The organism is Humidesulfovibrio mexicanus, from assembly GCF_900188225.1.
Classification (GTDB): domain Bacteria; phylum Desulfobacterota; class Desulfovibrionia; order Desulfovibrionales; family Desulfovibrionaceae; genus Humidesulfovibrio; species Humidesulfovibrio mexicanus.
Genome location: NZ_FZOC01000001.1, coordinates 347,637 through 369,173, shown reverse-complemented (window position 1 = coordinate 369,173; position 21,537 = coordinate 347,637). Strand labels below are relative to the sequence as shown.

At 59.0% G+C, this 21,537-nt stretch carries 12 protein-coding genes; 7 read left to right on the top strand and 5 right to left on the bottom strand.

Annotated features, from left to right (window positions below):
* Positions 1 to 12 precede the first annotated feature (12 nt).
* From CHB73_RS01750 to CHB73_RS16360, 5 genes are all read left to right on the top strand, one after another.
* Entirely contained in the window at positions 13 to 5,196 is a 5,184-nt protein-coding gene (locus tag CHB73_RS01750) for a DEAD/DEAH box helicase (RefSeq protein ID WP_089271448.1), read from the top strand.
* A complete protein-coding gene (locus CHB73_RS01745; RefSeq protein ID WP_089271446.1) occupies positions 5,193 to 8,042 on the top strand; it encodes a helicase-related protein in 2,850 nt (949 codons plus the stop codon). The genes CHB73_RS01750 and CHB73_RS01745 overlap by 4 nt, the downstream gene beginning before the upstream one ends.
* On the top strand, positions 8,039 to 12,283 hold the full coding sequence (locus CHB73_RS01740; protein ID WP_089271444.1) for an Eco57I restriction-modification methylase domain-containing protein: 4,245 nt from the start codon (positions 8,039 to 8,041) through the stop codon (positions 12,281 to 12,283). The genes CHB73_RS01745 and CHB73_RS01740 overlap by 4 nt, the downstream gene beginning before the upstream one ends.
* Positions 12,284 to 13,371: 1,088 nt before the next feature.
* Complete coding sequence (locus CHB73_RS01735) at positions 13,372 to 15,165, top strand: GmrSD restriction endonuclease domain-containing protein (RefSeq protein WP_089271442.1); 1,794 nt, start codon at positions 13,372 to 13,374, stop codon at positions 15,163 to 15,165.
* 102 nt (positions 15,166 to 15,267) lie between these two features.
* Complete coding sequence (locus tag CHB73_RS16360) at positions 15,268 to 15,618, top strand: hypothetical protein (protein ID WP_143337289.1); 351 nt, start codon at positions 15,268 to 15,270, stop codon at positions 15,616 to 15,618.
* A gap of 7 nt (positions 15,619 to 15,625) precedes the next feature.
* On the opposite strand, the gene CHB73_RS01730 is transcribed toward CHB73_RS16360, so the two are convergent.
* The 3 genes from CHB73_RS01730 to CHB73_RS16965 are packed head-to-tail and all read right to left on the bottom strand — an operon-like array spanning position 15,626 to position 17,311.
* A complete protein-coding gene (locus CHB73_RS01730; RefSeq protein WP_143337288.1) occupies positions 15,626 to 16,036 on the bottom strand; it encodes a hypothetical protein in 411 nt (136 codons plus the stop codon).
* A gap of 5 nt (positions 16,037 to 16,041) precedes the next feature.
* A complete protein-coding gene (locus CHB73_RS01725; protein WP_089271438.1) occupies positions 16,042 to 16,296 on the bottom strand; it encodes a hypothetical protein in 255 nt (84 codons plus the stop codon).
* Positions 16,297 to 16,324: 28 nt separating this feature from the next.
* Entirely contained in the window at positions 16,325 to 17,311 is a 987-nt protein-coding gene (locus CHB73_RS16965; protein WP_218819323.1) for a helix-turn-helix domain-containing protein, read from the bottom strand.
* Between the two features lie 605 nt (positions 17,312 to 17,916).
* On the opposite strand from CHB73_RS16965, the gene CHB73_RS01710 reads away from it, so the two are divergent.
* Positions 17,917 to 18,852 (top strand): hypothetical protein, encoded by a 936-nt coding sequence (locus CHB73_RS01710; RefSeq protein WP_089271432.1) that lies wholly within the window; start codon positions 17,917 to 17,919, stop codon positions 18,850 to 18,852.
* A gap of 61 nt (positions 18,853 to 18,913) precedes the next feature.
* Positions 18,914 to 19,732: a hypothetical protein gene (locus tag CHB73_RS01705; protein ID WP_179216850.1), complete on the top strand. Its 819-nt coding sequence runs from the start codon at positions 18,914 to 18,916 to the stop codon at positions 19,730 to 19,732.
* Between the two features lie 376 nt (positions 19,733 to 20,108).
* On the opposite strand, the gene CHB73_RS01700 is transcribed toward CHB73_RS01705, so the two are convergent.
* Together CHB73_RS01700 and CHB73_RS01695 are read right to left on the bottom strand one after the other, a co-directional pair.
* Positions 20,109 to 21,047: a sensor domain-containing diguanylate cyclase gene (locus CHB73_RS01700; RefSeq protein WP_089271430.1), complete on the bottom strand. Its 939-nt coding sequence runs from the start codon at positions 21,045 to 21,047 to the stop codon at positions 20,109 to 20,111.
* A 141-nt stretch (positions 21,048 to 21,188) separates the two neighbouring features.
* Positions 21,189 to 21,452, bottom strand: coding sequence for a hypothetical protein (locus CHB73_RS01695; protein ID WP_179216849.1), 264 nt, complete (start codon positions 21,450 to 21,452; stop codon positions 21,189 to 21,191).
* Between the last annotated feature and the right edge of the window lie 85 nt (positions 21,453 to 21,537).

Genomic DNA, 21,537 nt, shown 5'->3' with positions numbered 1-21,537 from the left:
TCTGGGGGTATCATGAATATTTTCGATTTTCGAGAGCGCCTGATTGCTGACTACTCGACCTACATCAAGAGCTTTCTGACGATCCGTGATCCCCGCATTCGGCAAGAGGTGTCCGAACAGATCAACGAAGGACGGCTCTGGCCTGATCCGCTGATTCAGCTCAACCCCTCGTATGCTCCAGGCAAGTCTGTTCCAGACCTCGTGTCGGAAAAGCTTCTGCACCCGGAGGCAGAAAAGATCTTCCGCAAGGGAAAGGACAAGGGAGAAGGCACGCCGGTTCGGCTGTACACTCACCAGGAAGAGGCGGTCCGGACGGCCAGGAGCGGCCATAACTACGTCCTGACTACCGGCACTGGCTCCGGCAAAAGTCTCTCGTATATCCTGCCAATCGTGGATTTTGTTCTTCGCAACGGCTCGGGGAAAGGGACCAAAGCCATAATCATCTACCCGATGAACGCATTGGCAAACAGCCAGCACGGAGAACTCGAGAAGTTTTTGTGCCTGGGGTACCCGGACGGGAAGGCCCCGGTGACCTTCAGGCGCTACACTGGGCAGGAGTCCGAGAAAGACCGGCAAGAGATAATCACCAGCCCACCGGATATCATCCTCACCAACTACGTCATGCTTGAGCTGATGCTCACAAGGCCTCGCGAACGAGAACTCATAAAGGCCGCAGTTGGGCTGAAGTTCTTGGTCCTTGATGAGTTGCACACGTACCGGGGGCGGCAGGGAGCAGACGTCGCCATGCTTGTCCGGCGAGTCCGAGACCGCCTTGCCGGTGCTGGCCTCCAATGTGTCGGCACTTCGGCAACGCTGGGCGGCGCTGGGACTTTTGAGCAGCAGCGAGTCGAGGTGGCTGGTGTCGCCTCCAAACTGTTTGGTGCCGACGTTGCCCCTGAGCATATTATCGGCGAGACCTTGCTTCGGACCACTCCATACCGGGATGAGGCGGACCCCGCATTCGTCAAGGACTTGGCCGAGCGGGCTGCTGATCCTTCCCGGCCTTTTCCGGTCCGCTATGATGAGTTTGTCCGCGATCCCCTGTGCTGCTGGATTGAAAGCACGTTGGGCATCCATAAGGAGGCAGACTCTGGCCGCCTCGTTCGAGCCACGCCCAAAAGCGTTGACGGACAGGATGGGGCTGCCGCGCTTCTCAGCAATCTCACCGGACTTGGGGCCGAGACCTGTTCCATGGCGATCAAGGCGGCGCTACTGGGCGGAACTCAGTGCGATCCGAATCCCGTCACTGGCTTCAAGCCGTTCGCCTTCAGGCTCCACCAGTTCATCTCGAGGGGAGATGCAGTATATGCCTCGCCTGAGGGCATTGCGGATCGCCATATTACCCTGAACGGGCAAAAGTATGTGCCAGGAAACCGAGACCGCGTCTTGTTTCCGGTCGTATTCTGCCGGGAATGTGGCCAGGAGTACTACAGCGTCAGCAGAGTTAAAAATGCAGAAACGCGTGAAACATGCTTCGAAGCACGCGACTACTCCGACCAATTTACGGATGACGAATCCCTGCCAGGATTCCTGTTTATATCCGAGGACAATGCCTGGCCAGTGGATGCTGCTGAGGTCATCGAGCGTGTCCCTGAGGATTGGGTTGAGGAGAAGAATGGCAAGCGGCGGCTTAAGAGTACCGTCAAAGACCGGGTCCCCGAAGCGATCAGAATCGCTGGCTCAGGTGTTGCCAGCAAGGATGGTGTGGATGCCGCATTCGTCCCCGCACCATTCCGCTTCTGCCTGCAATGTGGCGTGGCATACGATGCTCGCCAGCGGGCTGACAGTTCCAAGTTGAGTTCGCTCGCCACTGGTGGCCGTAGCACAGCGACAACGGTCCTTGGGCTATCCACCGTTAAGCTTTTGCGTGCCGAAGAGGGGTTGGACGATGAGGCCAAGAAGCTCCTCAGCTTTACCGATAACAGACAGGATGCTTCGCTTCAGGCCGGTCATTTCAACGACTTTATCGAAGTAAGCCTGCTTCGCTCGGCGCTCTACCGTGCGGCCTTGGATGCCGGGCCAGAGGGAATCTCCCATGACAATTTGACTTCCGGCGTGTTCAGGGCGTTGGCGCTTGATCCGGAAGAGTACTCGACTCTGACCCGAGATGCTTCTGAAATCCAGTTGCTCAACGCTGGCAAGGCGTTGAGGAATGTTCTGGGGTATCGTCTCTACAATGATCTCAAGCGCGGTTGGCGCGTGACGTCTCCGAACCTTGAGCAGTGTGGCCTACTTGAGATTGACTACCCGGCACTGCCGTCCATTTGCGCCAACGCTGCCGCCTGGGGCGGGTGCCATCCTGCGTTGTCTTCGGCGGATGTCGCGACCAAAACCTACATCTGCAAGGTTCTACTGGACTACTTCAGGCGTAATCTGGCTGTGAAGGTGGACTACCTGGACAGCGGCATCCAGGAATCCATCCAGCAGCAGAGTTCTCAGTACTTGATTGAGCCATGGGGGCTTGATGAGGCTGAGCAAAAGAAGATGGAGCATGCCTCAGTCTTATATCCAAGAGGGATTCGACCCAAAGAGTATCAGGGGTACGTTTACCTCTCCCCGCGAGGTGGCTTTGGTCAATTCCTTGGGAGGAGAAAGACATTTCCTGAGTACGCGGAGCGTATTAAGCAGGAGGAATTGCCTGGAATATTTGCAGAGCTGCTCCGCATTTTGACGGAAGGCGGTTTGCTCGAGATTGTCAGGCCACCTCGAAAGCCGGATGACGTCCCTGGCTACCAGCTTCGGGCCGCTGCCCTCGTCTGGAAGGCTGGGGCCGGAACCCAGGCCTACCATGATCCAATCAGGGTACCACGTACCTCGGACTCTGGACTCCGCACAAACCCATTCTTCGTGGATTTCTATCGAATCGTAGCGTCCGGGCTGAAAGGATACCTGGCCAGAGAGCATACGGCTCAAGTGCCAAACTATCTCAGGCAGGAGCGGGAGAATGCTTTCCGCGAGGCTCGGCTCCCCATCTTGTTTTGTTCCCCGACCATGGAGCTTGGCATCGATATTTCTGACTTGAATGTCGTGAACTTGCGGAATGTTCCGCCCACGCCAGCGAACTACGCGCAGCGCAGTGGCCGTGCAGGTAGAGGCGGTCAGCCAGCGCTTGTGTTCACCTACTGCACCACCGGCAGTTCCCACGACCAATATTTCTTCAAGCGCCCGACAAGGATGGTGGCGGGAAGCGTAACTCCGCCCCGGTTGGACTTGACGAATGAAGACCTCGTCCGCGCTCACATGCAGGCGATTTGGCTTGCCGAGTCCGACCTCGACCTCAAGAAGTCGCTCAGGGATATCCTGGACCTCAGCAGTGGGCAGCAGCAGTATCCCTTCCTGCCTTCCGTTTTGGAGAAACTGAACGCCCTTGAACCCAAGAAGCAGGCGCTCATTCGAGCGCGGCATGTTCTTGCGAGCATTCAGGACGACCTGAGCCAGGTGGATTGGTATGATGACAAATGGCTCGACAGTGTCTTCGCCTATGTCACACGGAGATTTGACCAAGCTTGTGATCGTTGGCGCGGACTTTATCGTGCTGCATTGGCTCAGGCTGGCGAGCAAGATGACATCATTCGCGATCCAACACGATCGCACGATGAGAAGCAGAGGGCTAAACGCCAACGGCAAGAGGCGGAAGCACAACTCGCCTTGCTGGCGGACGTTGATGACATTCAGCAGTCGGATTTCTACTGCTATCGCTACTTTGCGAGCGAAGGTTTCCTGCCTGGCTACAATTTCCCCAGGTTGCCTCTTTCAGCCTTCATCCCAGCACGCAAGGCCAAGCAGCGGGACGAGTATCTCTCACGTCCGAGATTCCTTGCCATCTCGGAGTTCGGGCCAAGGGCGGTGCTCTATCACGAAGGTGCCAGGTACGTGATCCACAAGGTCATCATGCCGGTCAGTGAAGACGAGCCACTGCTGACCAAGGCCAAAATCTGTCCTCTTTGCGGATACCTGCACAATTGCCCGGAAACCGGGGGGCCAGACTTGTGCGAACAGTGCGAGAATCCCTTGAACCTTCCCCTTGGCCCGCTCTTCCGTATGCAGAACGTTGCCACCCGGAGGCGAGACAAGATCAACTCCGATGAAGAAGAGCGGATGCGCTACGGGTTCGACTTGGTCACCACTGTCCGGTTTGACGACCAGGATGGCACCCCGACCTTCAGGCATGGAAGCGTAGCCGGTGACAAGGGTGAGGTTGCTAGGCTGATCTATGGCCACGGTGCAACGCTGTGGCGGATCAATATGGGCTGGAGCAGGCGCAAGAACAAGGACGAACATGGCTTTGTTCTGGACATGGACAAGGGCCTTTGGTCCAAGAATAAAGCAGACGAAGATGACGATGATACCGATCCGATGACCAGCAACACCCAGCGGGTCATTCCGTACGTGGCGGACAGGCGTAACAGCTTGATCCTTGAGCCAAAGCGAGAGCTGAGCATTGAGTTCATGGCTACTCTCCAGTCTGCGCTAAAAAGAGCCATCGAGGTCAAGTACCAGCTTGAAAGCATGGAACTCGCCGCCGAGCCGCTGCCCAGCAGCCGTGATAGGCGGACCATCCTGTTCTATGAATCCGCTGAAGGGGGGGCTGGTGTGCTTCGCAGGCTCCTTGACGGGCCTCAGGATTTTGCTGAGGTCGCCCGGCTGGCGCTTGAAATTTGCCATTTTGACCCGGATACGGGCGAAGATAGGCGGCTGCCTCCTGGCGCCATAGAGGAGTGCGAGGCGGCCTGCTACGATTGCTTGCTGAATTACGCCAACCAGCGAGACCACGGGCTGCTTGACCGGCAGTTGATCAAAGGATTCCTCCTGGACATGGCCCAGGCTGCTGTTTCCTCGTCTCCTGGGCCGAAGCCCAGGCAGTCTCACCTGGATGACCTCCTTAAGTTGTCAGGCTCCACCCTCGAAAAGGATTGGCTCATGTTCCTGGAGGGAAAAGGCCTTAGGCTGCCCAGCCATGCGCAATTTCTTGTCCCGGAGTGCAGCACGCGGCCAGACTTTTTCTATGAAGGGCAGGGGGCTGCGATCTACATTGATGGCCATCCGCATAGCCATGCCGACGTTCAGGCCAAGGACGCCAAGCAAGAGGCCTGTCTTGCCAACGCCGGATACCTTGTCATTCGGTTCCCTGGCGACTCGTCCACGTGGACAGGCATCATCTCCAACCACCAATCCATCTTTGGGAAGATCAAATGAGCTACGCCGTTGGTTCACTCGTCAAGGCCAGGAACCGGGAATGGGTCGTGCTCCCAGACTCTTCGGATGATTTGTTGGTCCTACGTCCACTTGGTGGAACGGATAAGGAGATTGCCGGTGTCTTGCCTGCTCTGGAGCCTGTAGGACCTGCCCAGTTTGCCCTGCCAGATCCGGGAAAGCCCGGAGACTTCATTACGTCGCGTCTGCTGCGGGATGCCGTCCGGCTTGGGTTCCGGTCCAGTGCCGGGCCTTTCCGTTCGTTCGGTAAGATTGCGGTGGAACCTCGGCCCTACCAGTTGGTTCCGCTGCTCATGGCCCTCAAGCTTGATCCTGTTCGTATTCTCGTGTCCGACGACGTGGGCATTGGCAAAACCGTAGAGGCTTCGCTCATCGCACGCGAGTTGCTGGACCGTGGCGAAATACAGCGGTTGGCAATCCTCTGCCCTCCACACCTTGCTGAACAGTGGCAAGGCGAGCTTCGCGAGAAGTTCAACATCGAAACGGTGTTGATCCTGCCTTCCACGGCAAGGAGCTTGGAGCGTCATTGCAGGCCGGGGGAATCCCTGTTCGAACGCTACCCTTATTCCGTTGTGTCCTTGGACTACATCAAAACCGATCACCGCCGCGATGAGTTCATTCGAACCTGCCCTGAGTTGGTCATCATCGATGAGGCTCATACCTGCGCGTGGGGCGAGGACGGACGTGGTGTTCGCCATCAGCGGCACCGCCTCGTGAAGGATCTTGCCGCCAAGCCTGATCAACACATGGTTTTGGTGACCGCTACGCCGCATAGCGGCAAGGACGCCGCGTTCCGCTCGCTCTTGTCGCTGCTCAACCCCGAGTTTAGCAACCTGCCAGAGGACTTGGCTGGTCCTGAGCAGGAGCAGAACAGACGTAAACTGGCTGCCCATTTTGTTCAGAGAAAGCGGGCGGACATCCGGCACTTCCTTTCCACCGATACCCCCTTCCCAGACAGGGAAGAGCGGGAACTCCAATACCGTCTGTCTCCGAACTATAAGAAGCTTTTTGACAAGGTGCTGGAGTACGCCCGGGAGACCGTCCAAGCTGGACAGGACGAAGGCAGGCATCGGCAGAGGGTCCGCTGGTGGTCCGTGCTGGGCCTGTTGAGGTCCCTGGCTTCCAGCCCGGCTGCTGCGGCTGCTACGCTTCGCAGCCGTGCCAGCGTTGCGGACACGGAGAGCGCAGAGGAAGCTGACCAGCTTGGACGGCAGACCGTGCTGGACCTGCTGGACGAGGAGGGGGGAGACGCACTTGATGTCGCCCCTGGCAGCGATGTCTATGTGGAAGACGAGAACAGCCAGGTCCGCAGGCGGCTCTTGCAGATGGCACGAGAGGCCGAAGCTCTTATGGGAGCCGAAGACCAGAAGCTGAAGACGATACTGACTGAGGTGAAGAAGCTGCTGGACGAAGGATTCCACCCCATCGTGTTCTGCCGTTTCATTCCAACGGCGGATTATGTTGCAGAGGAACTGCGCAAGAAGCTCACAGGCGTTGTCGTCGACTCGGTCACCGGCATGCTGCCCCCGGCGGAACGCGAGGAGCGCGTGTACGACTTATCCAAAGCCCCCAAACGCGTTCTTGTTTGCACTGACTGCCTTAGCGAGGGCATCAACCTCCAAGAGCATTTTGATGCGGTCATCCACTATGACCTGTCGTGGAACCCGACTCGTCATGAGCAGCGGGAAGGCCGGGTGGACCGCTTTGGCCAGCCCAAGCCTGTCGTGCGCATAATGACGTACTTCGGCATCGACAATCAGATCGACGGCTTCATCATCGACATCCTCATCAAAAAGCACAAGACCATCAAGAACGATCTCGGCATTTCCGTTCCCGTTCCCGTGGAGAGCGACGCTGTGGTCCAGGCCATCTTCGAGGGCTTGCTGCTGCGCGGTGGCGCGGCTCAGTCTCAGGGCCAGCGCAGCCTCTTCCTGCCGGGCATGGAGGAACTCATCAAACCCAAGGCCGAGGCCCTGTACGCCGAGTGGGAGAACGCCTCCAAGCGAGAGAAGCGCACCCGCACCATGTTCGCCCAGGAAGCCATCAAGACCGACGAGGTGGCCAAGGAACTGGATGCCATGCGTTCAGCCATCGGTTCCGGTGTGGAGGTGGAGCGGTTCACCCGCGAGGCCCTCCAGGCGCTGGGGGCCACAGTCTCTGTGGCTGGTCCGCGCTTGAGCGCCGAACTGAGAGGGACTCCTCAGGCGCTTAAAGATTCCCTCCCAATCAGCGATACTCTCAAAGCTCGGTTCGCCATGCCGGTGCAGGACGATGAGGTATACCTGCACCGCACGCATAACTTCGTCGAAAGCTTGGCCGCTTACGTCATGGATACCGCCCTTGATCCCATCCAGGAAGGCATTGCCAAACGCTGTGGTGCCATCCGCACCAGGGCGGTGACGACCCGCACCACGATCCTGATGGTGCGGTTTCGCTACCACATCATCACGCGCAAGGACGGGGTCGAGACGCCGCTCTTGGCTGAGGACTGCCGCCTTTTGGGGTTTGAGGGGTCTCCCGATGCAATGGTCTGGATTCCAGAAGAGCAAGCTGAGAAGCTGTTGCTGACAATGCCTGATGCCAGCGTGCCACCTGACATGGCCAGGAGTTTCCTCAGCCCGATAATTCAAGGCTTCGACGCCATTTGGCCTGAACTGGAAACTTTCGCCAGGAGCAGGGGGGAAGAGTTGCTGGCGGCCCACAGGCGAGTTCGCACGGAGAGCCGCCACAAGGGCGTCTCCTATGCCATAGAGCCACAGTTGCCCCCTGACGTGCTGGGCCTCTACGTCTTCATGCCGGTTCCTCGGCAGGCAGGAGGTGCCGCATGATCATCAAGAAGTCCCGCGACATCTTCGCCACCGTCACCACGGAAGGTTCGGCCCTGCCGCCGGACATCCTCCAGCGGGTTGCGGACCTGGATCAGGCACTTCCCGGCCTGACGCCTGAAGCCTACCACCTCACAGGCGGGGAGAAGCTTTCTGAGGCCACCAACCGTGCCTGGAACAGATTGCTGGCCGCCTGGGGTAGCTTCAAGACTGTCCGCGAGGCGATACCTGGAGACAAGCCCGGAACCTCCGAGACCCGCGAGAAGTGGCTCCTGCCCCTCTTCAACGAGTTGGGCTATGGCCGCTTGCTGGGAGCCAAGGCCATTGAACTGGGCGGGAAGTCCTACTCCATCTCTCACGGCTGGGGCAGCACGCCCATCCATCTGCTCGGTTGCAATGTGCCGCTGGACAAGAAGACCAGGGGCATCCAGGGCGCCACAATCGCAGCGCCTCATGGGCTTGTTCAGGAACTCCTGAACCGCTCGGACGACCACCTCTGGGCCTTTGTCACCAACGGCCTCAAGCTGCGCATCCTGCGCGACAACATCAGCTTCACCCGTCAGGCCTTTGTCGAGTTCGACCTCGAGGCCATGATGGAAGGCCAGGTCTATCCGGACTTCCGCCTCCTGTGGCTGGTATGCCATCAGTCCCGTGTGGAAGCTGCTAGGCCAGAGGACTGCTTCCTTGAGCAGTGGTCCAAGGCGGCTCGGGACATCGGCTCCCGCGTGCTTGAGCATCTCCGCACCGGGGTTGAGTCCGCCATCAACGAACTCGGCACGGGCTTCTTGAAACATCCGTCTAATTTGGACATCCGAACCAAGCTGGCTTCGGGAGCCTTGGACAAGCAGGATTACTTCCGCCAGTTGCTCCGCCTGATCTACCGGTTGCTGTTCCTTTTCGTTTCCGAGGATCGCGGTCTGCTGCTCAAGGATTCGTCTTCCCGGCAGGCGGAGGTGTTCCTCAGGTTCTACTCCACTGCCCGGCTGAGAACTCTTGCCGCAAGCCTGCGAGGCACCCGCCACGATGACCTTTTTGAAGGTCTGCGTTTGATCATGCAACGCCTTGGCACCGATGAAGGCTGCCCAGAGCTTGGCTTGGCCCCGCTTGGGAGCATGCTGTTCTCGAAGTCCGCCATGCCCGACATTGAGCCGTGCCGGATCAGCAATGAGTCGCTGCTTGCCGCAGTGCGGCATCTGGCCACCATTACAGGGCCTGAGGGCCTGCGCCCGGTGGACTTCAAGAACCTTGGGGCCGAGGAGCTGGGCAGCATTTACGAGTCCCTGTTGGAACTGCACCCCAACATGGACGATGGCTTCAAGCTGGAGACCGCCGCAGGCCACGAGCGCAAGACCACGGGCAGCTACTACACCCCGGAGAGCCTCATCCAGAGCCTGCTGGACACGGCCCTTGATCCGGTCCTGGCCGAGGCCCGCAAGGCGGAGAACCCCGAGCAGGCCATCCTGGACCTCAAGGTGTGCGACCCGGCCTGCGGCAGCGGCCACTTCCTGCTGGCCGCCGCCAACCGCATGGCCAAGGCCCTGGCCGCTGCCCGCACGGGCGAGGACGAGCCAGCGCCGGAGGCCGTGCGCGATGCCAAGCGCGCCATCATCAGCCGTTGCATCTACGGTGTGGACCTGAACCCCATGGCCGTGGAGCTGTGCAAGGTGAGCCTCTGGCTGGAGTCCATGGACCCTGGCAAGCCGCTGTCCTTTTTGGACAGCCATGTCCAGTGCGGCAACAGTCTGCTTGGGGCCACGCCCGCGCTGTTGCGAGCTGGCATCCCGGATGAGGCCTTCAGCCCCATTGAGGGCGACGAGAAGGAACGCTGCCAAGCCGCCAAGAAGAGCAACAAGGAACAGCGCAAGGACCACGCGGCCCGGCTGAAGCGCTCTGGCCTGATGCCCTACGCCGAGGAGCCGTTCATCCAGCTTGGCAATCTTGCCGAGTCCGTGCAGGCGTTCATGCGTGTTGACGATTCCACCATCGAGGGTGTCCGCGAGCGCCAGCGCATGTGGGAGAGCCTAGCCAGTGGCAGCGGATACCGCTTTGGTCGCATGTGGGCTGATGCCTGGTGCGCGGCTTTTGTGTGGAAGAAAATCAAGGCCCCGGCAGGCGAGGCGTTCTATCCCATCACCGAGGACGTGTTCCGGCGCATCGAGAAGAATCCGTTCAGCATCCCCGACTGGATGCAGAAGGAGATCGAGCGGCTGTCCCGGCAGTACCAGTTCTTCCACTGGCACTTGGCCTTCCCCGAGGTGTTCCGCCTGCCCTGCAAGGGCAATGCACCGGAGAATGCCCCGGCGGGCTGGGACGGCGGCTTTGACGTGGTGCTGGGCAATCCGCCGTGGGAGCGCATCAAGATTCAGGAAAAGGAGTGGTTCGCTGGCAAGAGACCGGACATTGCCAACGCCCGCAATGCCGCCGAGCGGCAACGGCTCATCCGTGAGTTGGCCCAGACCGATCCCGACCTGCTCAAGGCCTTCAACGAGGACAAGCGCAAGGCCGAAGGCGAGAGCCACCTGTTGCGCAATTCCAGCCGCTATCCGCTGTGCGGGCGCGGGGACATCAATACCTACACCATTTTCACCGAGCTGGGGCGGTCAGTCCTGTCGCCCATTGGCCGCCTGGGCTGCATTGTGCCTTCGGGAATCGCCTCGGACGACACGACCAAGTTCTTCTTTCAGGACATCGTTGAGCGGCAGAGCTTGGTGTCCCTGTATGACTTCGAGAATAAGAACCTGTTTCCTGCGGTCGATAGCCGGATGAAGTTCTGCCTGCTCACGCTGACGGGAGCAAAGCGTCCGGCCAAGGGAGGAGCAGAGTTCGCTTTCTTCCTGCACGACGTGGCAGAGATTCGTGAAGAGGAACGCCGGTTCAAGCTGACTGCCGAGGATATCGCCCTCATCAACCCGAATACGCGCACCTGCCCCATCTTCCGCTCCAAGCGCGATGCCGAGATCACCAAGGGCATCTACCGCCGTGTGCCGGTGCTGATCCGCGAGGCCACGGAGAAGGAGCCTGAAGTCAATCCTTGGGGGCTGCGCTTTATGGTGATGTTTCACATGGCTAACGATTCCGCCTTGTTCAAATTTAAGAGCGATCTTGAGCAGGCAGGCTGGACGCTTCGCGGCAACCACTTCGTGAAGGACGAGGAAACGCACCTGCCTCTGTATGAGGCCAAGATGATCCACCACTATGACCACCGCTGGGCCACCTACGAGCCGGATGGCAGCACCAGGAACGTGACTCTGGAGGAGAAGCAGGATTCGGATTTCGTGGTGATGCCCCGCTACTGGGTGCATGAGTGGGAGGTGGCCAAGCGGGCCAGCCGCTGCCCGGATGCGGTCATCAAGGCCCTGGCTGCTGCTGAGCGAGACCCAGGAGAGGCGGAGCGCAAGCTCGTGACCAGCGCCTTGGTCATGTGGCTGGCGGGCTACCACCTGAACCACGGCGACAAGGAACTGGGCAACAAGCTCCTGGCCGCAACGCAGCCCCGCACGGCAAGCCTCATTGCCTCCACCACGGGCGGGGTGGCTGTCCAGGCGATGGAGGAAGAATACCCCCTGACGCCGGACGAGGCCGAGCAGGTCAAGCAGGCCCTGACTGGCGATACCATCCAACAGGGCCGCGACTTGGTCCTCAGCCGCACGCCCAAGTGGTTCATGGGGTGGAGGGATATAACCAACACCACGAACGAGCGGACGGTGATTCCCGGCATCACACCGGCAGCGGCATTCGGCGATACCTTTTTGCTCATGTTCCCTGCCGTGAATACCCGTGAACAATCGCCGATACTAGCCTCAAGTTTGACGTCATTCGCCTTGGACTATGCTGCGAGGCAGAAGGTTGGTGGAACGCACTTGAAGTACCATGTGTTCAAGCAGATTCCTGTTCTTCCCCCGAACCAATTCGATGTTCCCGCTCCGTGGACTTTGCGCGAACCACTTCAGGACTGGATTCAGGCAAGGGCGAGGGCGCTCTATGCCTCCGACTACCAGATGTCAGAGTTGCTGAACATCACGTACCAGCCGCGTAGCCTTGAAGAGCGTTTCGCCATCCGCTGTGAACTCGACGCAGCGTTTTTCCACCTCTACGGCATCAGCCGCGAGGACGTGGACTACATCATGGACACCTTCCCCATCGTGAGGCGCAAGGACGAGGCGGCCCATGGTTGTTACCGGACCAAGGAGATGATTCTGGAGAAGTATGACGAGATGGCAGGAGCGATGAGAGACAGCGCATAGCGGCACGGGGTCTTTACGCACTCAAACCTGAGCGAGTCTGTGGCATGTCGGAGAAACTGAAACCCTGGCGTGACGAATTGCTGAGGCGTCTCGATGAGGTTTGCAGCCGCGACGGGAGAGTGCCTCGCCACGTGGCCGAGAACCTCGTGGCGGGCAGTGCGTGGTGGGAGTCTCATCCTGCTGGGCCTGTCCGTGCGCCAAAGCATGCTGACCGGCTCGACGGTGGCGAGAGAAACTGGTCTGTCGAGTTCGGGGCCAACACATTCCTGGTCTCCGCAGCAGTCCACGACTGCTGTCAGTGCATCCGGCAATGGATTCAACAGCAGCAGGTTCTGCCGGTGCCGGTAAAGTCATGGGAGCGACTTGGCGGGGAGTTGACCTCCATTGTGCGCGGCTCCGTCGCCAATTATCGTGGGGATACCTACTCCGGCTATGGCCACGGCACAAAGGGCAAGCTGATTTTTGGGGCGCAAGCCATCTACGTGAATGACTTCGTGGGTGGCATCGCCGGGTACCTGAAGACCCCAGCACTGCACACATTTCAGAAGCGCAGGCCAACCACACCAACACCGACAACGCCACGGACCAAAGGCAAAGCCAAGGTTCCCCTAATTCCTGGGCGAGTTATCTGCCCGCACTGCCAAGCAGGGGTCAATGCGTCCAACTTGGACAGCCACTTGCGTGAACGCTGTCCAAAACTGCATGGCAAGGTCAAGCCAGTCGCTGCTCCCAAAGTGTCAAAGCAGGCGGTTAAGCCTCCAGTCAAGCCAACTTTGACTACCAAGCTCGGACCTGGGATTGTGGTCTGCCCACGGTGCCAGATACCTGTGAAGGCAGAGCATTTGAAAACGCATCTGGCAAAGACCTGCACTGGCTGCTCAACCCCAGTCTCTCGGGAAAGGGCCGCACCAGTGGCAGCCGCTTCACCTGCTCAACATCCGATTCCGCGCCCGTTGGGGAAAAACGAGGTCGTTTGCCCATGGTGCGACACGAGAATGAATAAGGCGACCCTCCCAAGCCACCAGTCTGATAGGTGTCCGAAACGTCCGTCACTTAGTGCAAAAATATCTGAAGGTTAAGGACCGCTAATGCCCCCATGCTATTCCGTCAACAGTCATCCCGTTGAAACCATCCTGTCCTGGGTCAAGGCCGGGGAGATCGCCATCCCTGAGATTCAGCGTCCTTTCGTGTGGGATGCCACCAACGTCCGTGATCTGCTGGACTCGCTGTTCCAGGGCTACCCGGTGGGCTACCTCATCGCGTGGCGTAACCCCAGCGTACGTCTGCGGGACGGCTCCCTGAGCGAGGGCAAGAAGGTCCTCATCGACGGCCAGCAGCGCGTGACGGCCCTGATGGCCGCCGTGCTGGGCTATCAGGTCCTCACCAAGGAATACAAGCTCACGCGCATCCGCATCGCCTTCAACCCGCTGAGCCGAAAGTTTGAGGTTCTCAACCCGGCCATCGAGAAGGACGTGACGTGGATTCCGGACATCTCCGAGGCCATGAAGAACGCGGCCAACCCGTTCACAGTGTTTAAGGCCTACTGCGCCCAGAACCCAACGGTGGACCAGGAGCAGGTCATGCAGTCCATCACGGACCTGCTGGCCATTCGGAACAACCTGATCGGCTTTGTGGAGCTGGCGCACGACCTGGACATCGAAACGGTTACGGACATCTTCATCCGCATCAACTCCAAAGGCGTGGTGCTGAACCAGTCGGACTTCGCCATGTCCAAGATCGCCGCCAGCGAGAGCTACGGCGGGCCGATGCTGCGCAAGGCCATCGACTACTTCTGCCACATGGCTGTGGCGCCAGAGTTCTATGGGCAAATCGCCGAGCGCGACCCGGAGTTTGCCGCCACGGATTGGTTCAAGAAGATGGCCTGGCTCAAGGACGAGAACGATGACCTCTACGATCCGTCCTATACAGACATGCTCCGCGTGGCCTGCATCGCGGCCTTTGAGCGTGGCAAACTGTCGGACCTTGTGAGCCTACTCTCGGGCAGGAACTTCGAGACTCGCCAGTATGAGGACGAGATCGCCGCTGAGTCGTTCGTACGCCTGGGCGAGGGCATCATGGACTTCATCAAGGAGACGCACTTCCAGCGTTTCCTCATGATCATCCGCTCCGCCGGGTTCATCGCCCCTGGTCTCATCCGGTCCCAGAACGCGTTGAACTTTGCCTATGCATTGTACCTGAAACTTCGCCGGGACAAGTATGACCCGGCAGTCATCGAACGCACTGTAAGGCGCTGGTTCGTCCTCTCACTGCTCACCGCCCGCTATTCCGGAGCCTTCGAGAGTCAGTTCGACTCGGACATCAAACGTGCCAAGGAAGGGGACTTCAGCGAGTTTCTGGCCCAGACGGAGCAGGCCGTGCTGTCTGACTCGTTCTGGAGCTTTGGCTTGGTGCAGGAACTGGAGAAAGCAAGCACGAACAGTCCGTACCTGAACCTGTTCTGGGCCGCCCAGGTGAAGCTTGAGGATCGTGGATTCCTTTCGAGAGACATCACGGTGGGGCAGCTCATCGCCCACCAGGGCGACATCCACCACATCTTCCCGCGTGACTACCTCAAGAAGTTTGGCATGAAGCAGGGAGCTTACAATCAGATCGCCAACTTCGTGTTCACCCAGTCGGAGATCAACATCCGGATCGGCAACAAGGCCCCCAAGGCCTACTTCGCTGAGGCCCTGGAGCAGTGCGCTGGCGGGCCGCTCAAGCTGGGAGGCATCAATGACCGAGTTGAGCTGGAGAATAACCTGATCCAGAACTGCATCCCCGGCGCATCGCTCGATCTCGAGCAGGGGGATTACGCGGAGTTCCTCAAGGCGCGGCGAGAGCTGATGGCGCAGAAGATCAAGACGTACTACAACACGTTGTAGAGGGAAGCAGGTGGGCGGTGATTTAACATCATTGCCAAGGTGAGGTTCTTCCTCTTTGAGTCTGTTTCGCTTGTTGAATGGAGTATAGTCAAGGGGGGATGTGTGAATACATGGCAAAGTAAGGTTATTGGCTTGGCTCTGCCTGAATCCATCAAGAACATCGCATGGCATGAAAGCGATGGAGACTCTCAAGCTTACGGTGATGACATGTATGGAAACGAATGGGTGAGAGAGGATGGCACGTATCGCGTGACGCTACAGTCTGAATATAGAGAGGCAGTTTTCATACCTGTTTTCGTCAATGTCGATAAATCGTTTAGTGTGACTGATCTCGAAATTGAGGCTTACGTTTCTTATGGGCCAAGCCATGGTCGGCCTGGATATCTAGATCCCCAAAAACGAGAGATTAATCAGGTTGGCAGGCTTATCAAATTGCTTTTTGGGATTAAATAGCTTCTCGCTATCCTTCCTTTCTGTCGCCGAGCGAGTTGTCAAAACCATACACACTGTCCAGAAGTGCTTGTAGATCGCTATTAAGTAACAATGTGCGGTTTTGCTCTACATATGCTGGATCGGCATGCTTGATCAGAAACTCAGGAGTACAGGCCGTGATGATGGCCATTCGTCCGTCATCGTCATGGATGATGTCGCAGACAATGTACTCGGGGTGGCGTCTGAGTACGCGCAGGGTCTTCTCGAAGTTCTGGACACCAGCGGCGTAAAACGCGTTGAAGAACCTGAGGCGGAGAATACTCTGGCCCGTCTTGAGGGCGGTGATCTCCTCAACCCTGATTGGCGAGAAATAGGGGGCCATGCCATAGCCAGGGAGCATCTGCCAGCCAAACCATTTTCTGGGAGTCAGCGTCAGCATAGCCATCAGTCCTTGGCGCTGTCCGACTTCTCCTCGCCCAGGTGCTTCAATCGGAGCGTAGGGGAGCTGAGTATCCTCTTGCAGTGACCACAGGTCACCTTTTCTTCGACCAGCCCGCTGGCAGCCTGAGTGAACTCTACGTCTGGGACTAGCATCTTGTGCGCTCCGCAGTAAGTCACGCGCTCACCATTCACGGTGAAGATTATGTGCCGTGCTCCATCCGGGTGACCAGGGCGGCCCCAGTATCCGATCTCGTACATTCGAATCTCCTGCGTCTAGGTCGTAGCTTTATCGGTTGTGTCCAAAATGGACGTTGAGCCGCTTGCGCCAGTTGTTCACGGTCTGTGGTGATACCCCGACGATACGGGCAATCTCGCGGTCTGACAGCAGTGACCGCTCGGGACACTTGAGGTACTCCAGCACGGCGTCTCTCTTCTTGGCGTTGGTAAATGGAGTCTGTCGTCCAACTTGGACACTGTTGGATAGAAAGTCTACATCATTACGGAGTTGCTTAATAAATTTGTCCTGATCCTCTTGCTTCACATCCCAGCCCTGATTGCAAAGTTCTTCGAACCGGTCGATTCGCGCTATAACGTCTCCTACGGTTGCTGCTGGCAGGGAAAACAACAGTTCTTCTAAAACTACGACACGAGCATTCACCGGTAGTGGATGAAAATCCATGTATCGATCTAGTGTGCTTCGTTCAAGCATACGTCGGTTCCAGTAACGCCATTCTTCCCAAGCTTCGACGACTGTTTTTGGCAAGATGTAGGCGTCGGCTACCGCTTGACGGACTGACACCGGAAGGTCTTCATCTTTCGACAATGGTCCCCATCCGTCCAAATTGGATATGTAGCCGTCCTCTTCCACTTCTGCCAAATGAGCGCAGGCCTTCTCTAGTAAAACTTCCCTTTCACATGCGGCCATGACGGCCTCTTCTGAGCCGTACTGCTCAATGAGTTTGGCGCATTCTTTAAGGCGTGCTTCTTCGCGTTGCCGAGCCTCCTCAGCAGCCCGAGCCATATATCCTGGTTCTCGTTGCTCCATGTATTCAGCAAAGCCTGCAAAGGGGTTACGAAATGATTCCGTTGCCATTGGCGTGGGTGCTTCGAGCTGAGAGATCGCGTCGACGGCCTCTTCGAAGGTCATGCCTGCTGCACAGGCAATTGCCTCAGCTCTATCTCTGGCGGCTTCCCGTTCTCCATCGTAACACGTTGAATTCATGAGATTGTAAACTTTTGAAAATCTTTCGATGTCTAGCTTTTTCGAAGTCATGACCAAGCCCTGAGAATGTGTTTGTCGTTAGAGTGTTACCCTACTGCCTTCGGAGATTGTTCTGGTCTGGGTTGGCTGTATATCTCAGGTGCTTTTCAGCTTCAACTGTCTGCTATGGTTAGGGTTAATTTTGTTTAGCACCCGTTTCTAGACAAGTCCGCCTTCATTCGTTTATCGGACTCCTCGGTGGCTAATGGCGGGGTGGTCATTTTGTGTGCAAGGAGAGGATGTTCGTGGACCCGCTCGAGAACTGCACTGAGGAAACGGAGTTTGAAGAGCAACTTCGTGACCGTCTCTTTAACCCGTGGCGCATACCCAAGACGAACAAGGCCAAGGCGGTCACTCTGGATGTCATCCAACAACTCCAGGCCTACGAGGAGTATCATCATCTCCGACAGCGTCGTCGCAGACGGGCTGACCAGGAGAGATTTGAGGCCGCTGTTTCGGCCATCGTCTCGAATCTCGTCTACCATCATGTAATGGGACATGGTGAGGGAGTTCGCATCACGCGGTCCAACAGGTACTTGGGGAGCAGGAGCCGATACAGCCCTCTCGTCTTCACCAAGTCCCTTCCGACCATCCTGGACTGCCTGAAGGCACCTGAGATGGCCTTTGTAGTGATGGTTTTGGGCCACAAGGGCATCTTCGGGCGGGCCAAGGAGACCACGATCTGGGCAGGGCCGCGTCTGATTCGGCGTGTGGTGGAGCATGATCTCCAGCCAGAGGACTTCGGCCTCGACCACACCCAGGAGGTGATCCAGCTCAAGCGGATCAAGCAGGGGGGCTGGGATGATGGCGGCCTGGAGGAGTACGAGGACACCCCGGAGACCATCGCCTACCGGGAGCAGCTCCGGGCCATCAACGCCTGGCTGGAGGCGGCGGAGATCGAGTTCGACGAGTGCTACTGGCCCGATGGCAGGCCCGTGGACACCTTGGACCGGCGTCTGCGGCGGGTGTTCACCCAAGGACGGTTCGACAGCGGGGGCAGGCTGTACGGGGGCTTCTGGCAGCACCTGAAGAAGGAGACCCGGCTGAAGGGCCTGTCCATCAACCGGGAGGAGGTGGTGGAGCTGGACTACGGCCAGATGAACCCGCGCATCCTCTACGGTCTCTGTGGGGCGCAGCCGCTCGACTGCGACGCCTACGACATCCCCGGCTACCAGCGATTCCGTCCAGGGGTGAAGAAGGTCATGAACTCCATGATCTTCGCCACCAAGCGCCTGACCAGGATGCCCAAGGGCGTCCGCAAGGAGTTTGAGGAACAGCACCGGGTGGAGCAGGTGATGCAGGCCATCGAGGACGCACACCCGGCCATCAAGGACAGCTTCTTCAAAGGGATGGGTCACGAGGCCCAGTTCATCGAGAGCCAGGTGATGGTGGAGGTCCTGCTCACCCTCCGTGAGCTGGAAATCCATGCCCTGCCCATCCATGACTCCGTGCTGGTGGCCAAGTCAAACAAGGACAAGGTCAAGGAGATCATGCTCTCCTGCTTCCTCAAGGTGGTGGGAGTACAGGGTCTTGTGGATGAGGTGGTAGGATGAACATTAACAAGCATACCTACAGGGGAATCCACCCACTCTCCATTTGTGGGACCCGTAAGCCATGACCGACTGGAGCCAGCGCCAGAAGCGCAAGCAGGACGTGAAGGACCGCGCCAGCGTCCCGAATCACATGTACGCCTACTGCCGGGTGATCCACTGCGGCAGGCCTGCCAGGGCCGGAACCTCGGACGGCCTGGACGAACGGTACTGCCGCGCCCATGCCGACCACCACCAGCGGCACGGCAGCCCGCTCAAGGGGTCGTACACGGCCAGGGAGCTGAATCCGTACCGCAGGGCCGCCCTGGCGTGGATTGTGGCCCATGAGGACAGCCGCTGGGTGCAGAACGCCGTCCAGCGGGTGCGGAGCCTCTACCAGCAGGCCGGGCCGTACATCGAGGCCTTCCGGCTCCGAGGTATGCCGCCCCAGGAGCGGGCCAAGGCGGCTCTGGCGAGGCTCAGGCAGCATGGCATCGACCCCCGGCTGGTGGTCGCAGCGTGGTTGGCTGTGGAGCTGATCCTTCTGGATGATCCTCAGCCCGTTCACAGCGTCGAGTTCAAGCGCGTCCAGGCGGCCAAGGTGGTTCACCGCATGGCCTCCGGGTCACATCGCCGCTGGGTGCGAGAAGTGCCTTCGCCTGTCTGGCCGAGCCAGAAGCAGGCCCAGGTCCAGGAACTGCACGTGTATCCCCGCAGCCGTGGCCGTGTCCTCCGCCACCTGGGCGAGGCCCTGGAGTCGGCGGTGGAGCTGCTGGTGGACCATCACCTCGCGGAGGTCCAGGCTTACGTGCGTGAGCAGGGCGTGCCTGGGACCTCGGCGGTTCGACCCTATCCGAAAGGCTGGGTGGTCAGGCGCAGGCGGAAGGATGAGGAAAAGACTTGAAACTGTTCCAGTGGGGCGTTACATTTGGTGCAGGAACAGTGAGTGCAACTGGCTGAAATAAAAGGATTCGCCTGTCACCCGACGAGAATCCCTCCCTCTCCGCCATTTTCAAGGGGTTACGGTTTCGCCGTAACCCCTTTTTTGCGTCTGAAACAGGCCTTAAAAGTCAAATCCGTACCCCGGACCTGTACCCTTTAACGAACACGAGGGGACATGGGCTCGCCTAGGGTCTCTCCGCCCCCTCACGGCGCTGCGCGCAGAACCCCACATCGGGCAGAGCCGTGAGCCTCACCGCAGGGACGGGTTCGCGCATCTGGCGCAACGCACCCGCCGTCATGGCCTGGGGGCGGAACCTGTGCCCCGGACTCTCCCCTCGTCAATCCGCAGAATCTTCGCCCGCTGCTTCGCAGTTGCAATCCAGCCTGATGCAGTTTCGGCCGGAGCGTTTGGCCTCATACATCATGGTGTCCGCACGGGCCGCGAGGCTGGTCAAGGTGTCGTCCGGCCGCGCCAGCGCGCCGCCGACGGAGATGGTGAAGCGGAGGGGAGGGTGCCCGCAGCCAGAAGGAATGGATGTGGCTTCCACAAAGCGGCGCATACGCTCGGCGATGGAGTGGAAGGCCTTTTCGTCGACCTTGGGCACCAGGGCGACAAATTCCTCGCCCCCCCATCGGCACAGGGCGTCCACCCCGCGCAGGGAGCTTTTGAGGGTCTTGGCGATTTGCGCCAGCACGCAATCGCCCGTGTCGTGCCCGTAGGTGTCGTTGACTTTCTTGAAGTGGTCGATGTCGGCGAAGAGCAATCCGAACGGCACGCCAAAGCGTTTGCATTCGCTCATGCGACGCTTGAACTGTCGCCCGGCGGCGGCGCGGTTGCCCAGGCCGGTGAGCTGGTCGGTCATGGCCAGGCTGCGCAATTCGTTCACCTCTTCCCGCAGGCGTTGCTGTGGCGTCGCGTCGGAGAAAACCTCCACAGCGCCGATGATCGCGCCGTCCTTGTCTCGCAGCGGGGCGATGCGCACCGATACCGGAACCCTGTGCCCGTTTTTGTGGTGCAGGAACACTTCGTCCTCGCGCGGTTCGCCGTCCACAAGGGTCTTGGCCAGCGGGCAGAGACGCGTGCACAGTTCCTCGCCGCTGCCGGTGATGTGCCGGAGGATGCCGTCAGCGCATCCTTTGCCGACGACATCCTGTGCGCTGAAGCCGGAGATGCGTTCCGCGCCGTGGTTCCAGTAGGTGATGACCCGCTTGGCGTTCACGAAGTAGACGCCGTCGAACAGGTTGTCGAGGATGCATTTGTAGTCGTCTTGGTCCACAGCGCGCTCCGGACGGTTCGATTAGTTTGCAGGATGTAAATACGTAGAGTGCGCGGGTCTCGCAAGAACAATGCGACGCGAGCGAAAAAAAAACGCCCCGGAAAGGTCCGGGGCGTCCATGTGGCCAGCGCGTGCGGGCGATTAGAAACAGACCGCGACGAGGTTGAACGGCGCGTAGTTGTTCTCCGGGTTTTCGGCGTAGCGGCAGCCCATGCGGGACTCGTCGCGCTTGTTTGCGATGTCCTTGTCCGAACCGACATAGTGGGGGCATTCGTTGTTGAAGCAGACGACGATGACTCCCCAGCCGCTGTCCGGCGGCGCCAGCCATGCCTCCATGGGTTTGTGGCAGTGGGGGCACACGCGGTCTTCTAGTTCGGTGACGATGCCTGCGTACTCGTGGATCACTGGGGGCTCCTTTCTGTGCTATGGGTGCGGCGGCGCTGCGGTGCAGAATAAGTCGCCAAAGGCCGCCGTCAAGGGCGCTGCTCCG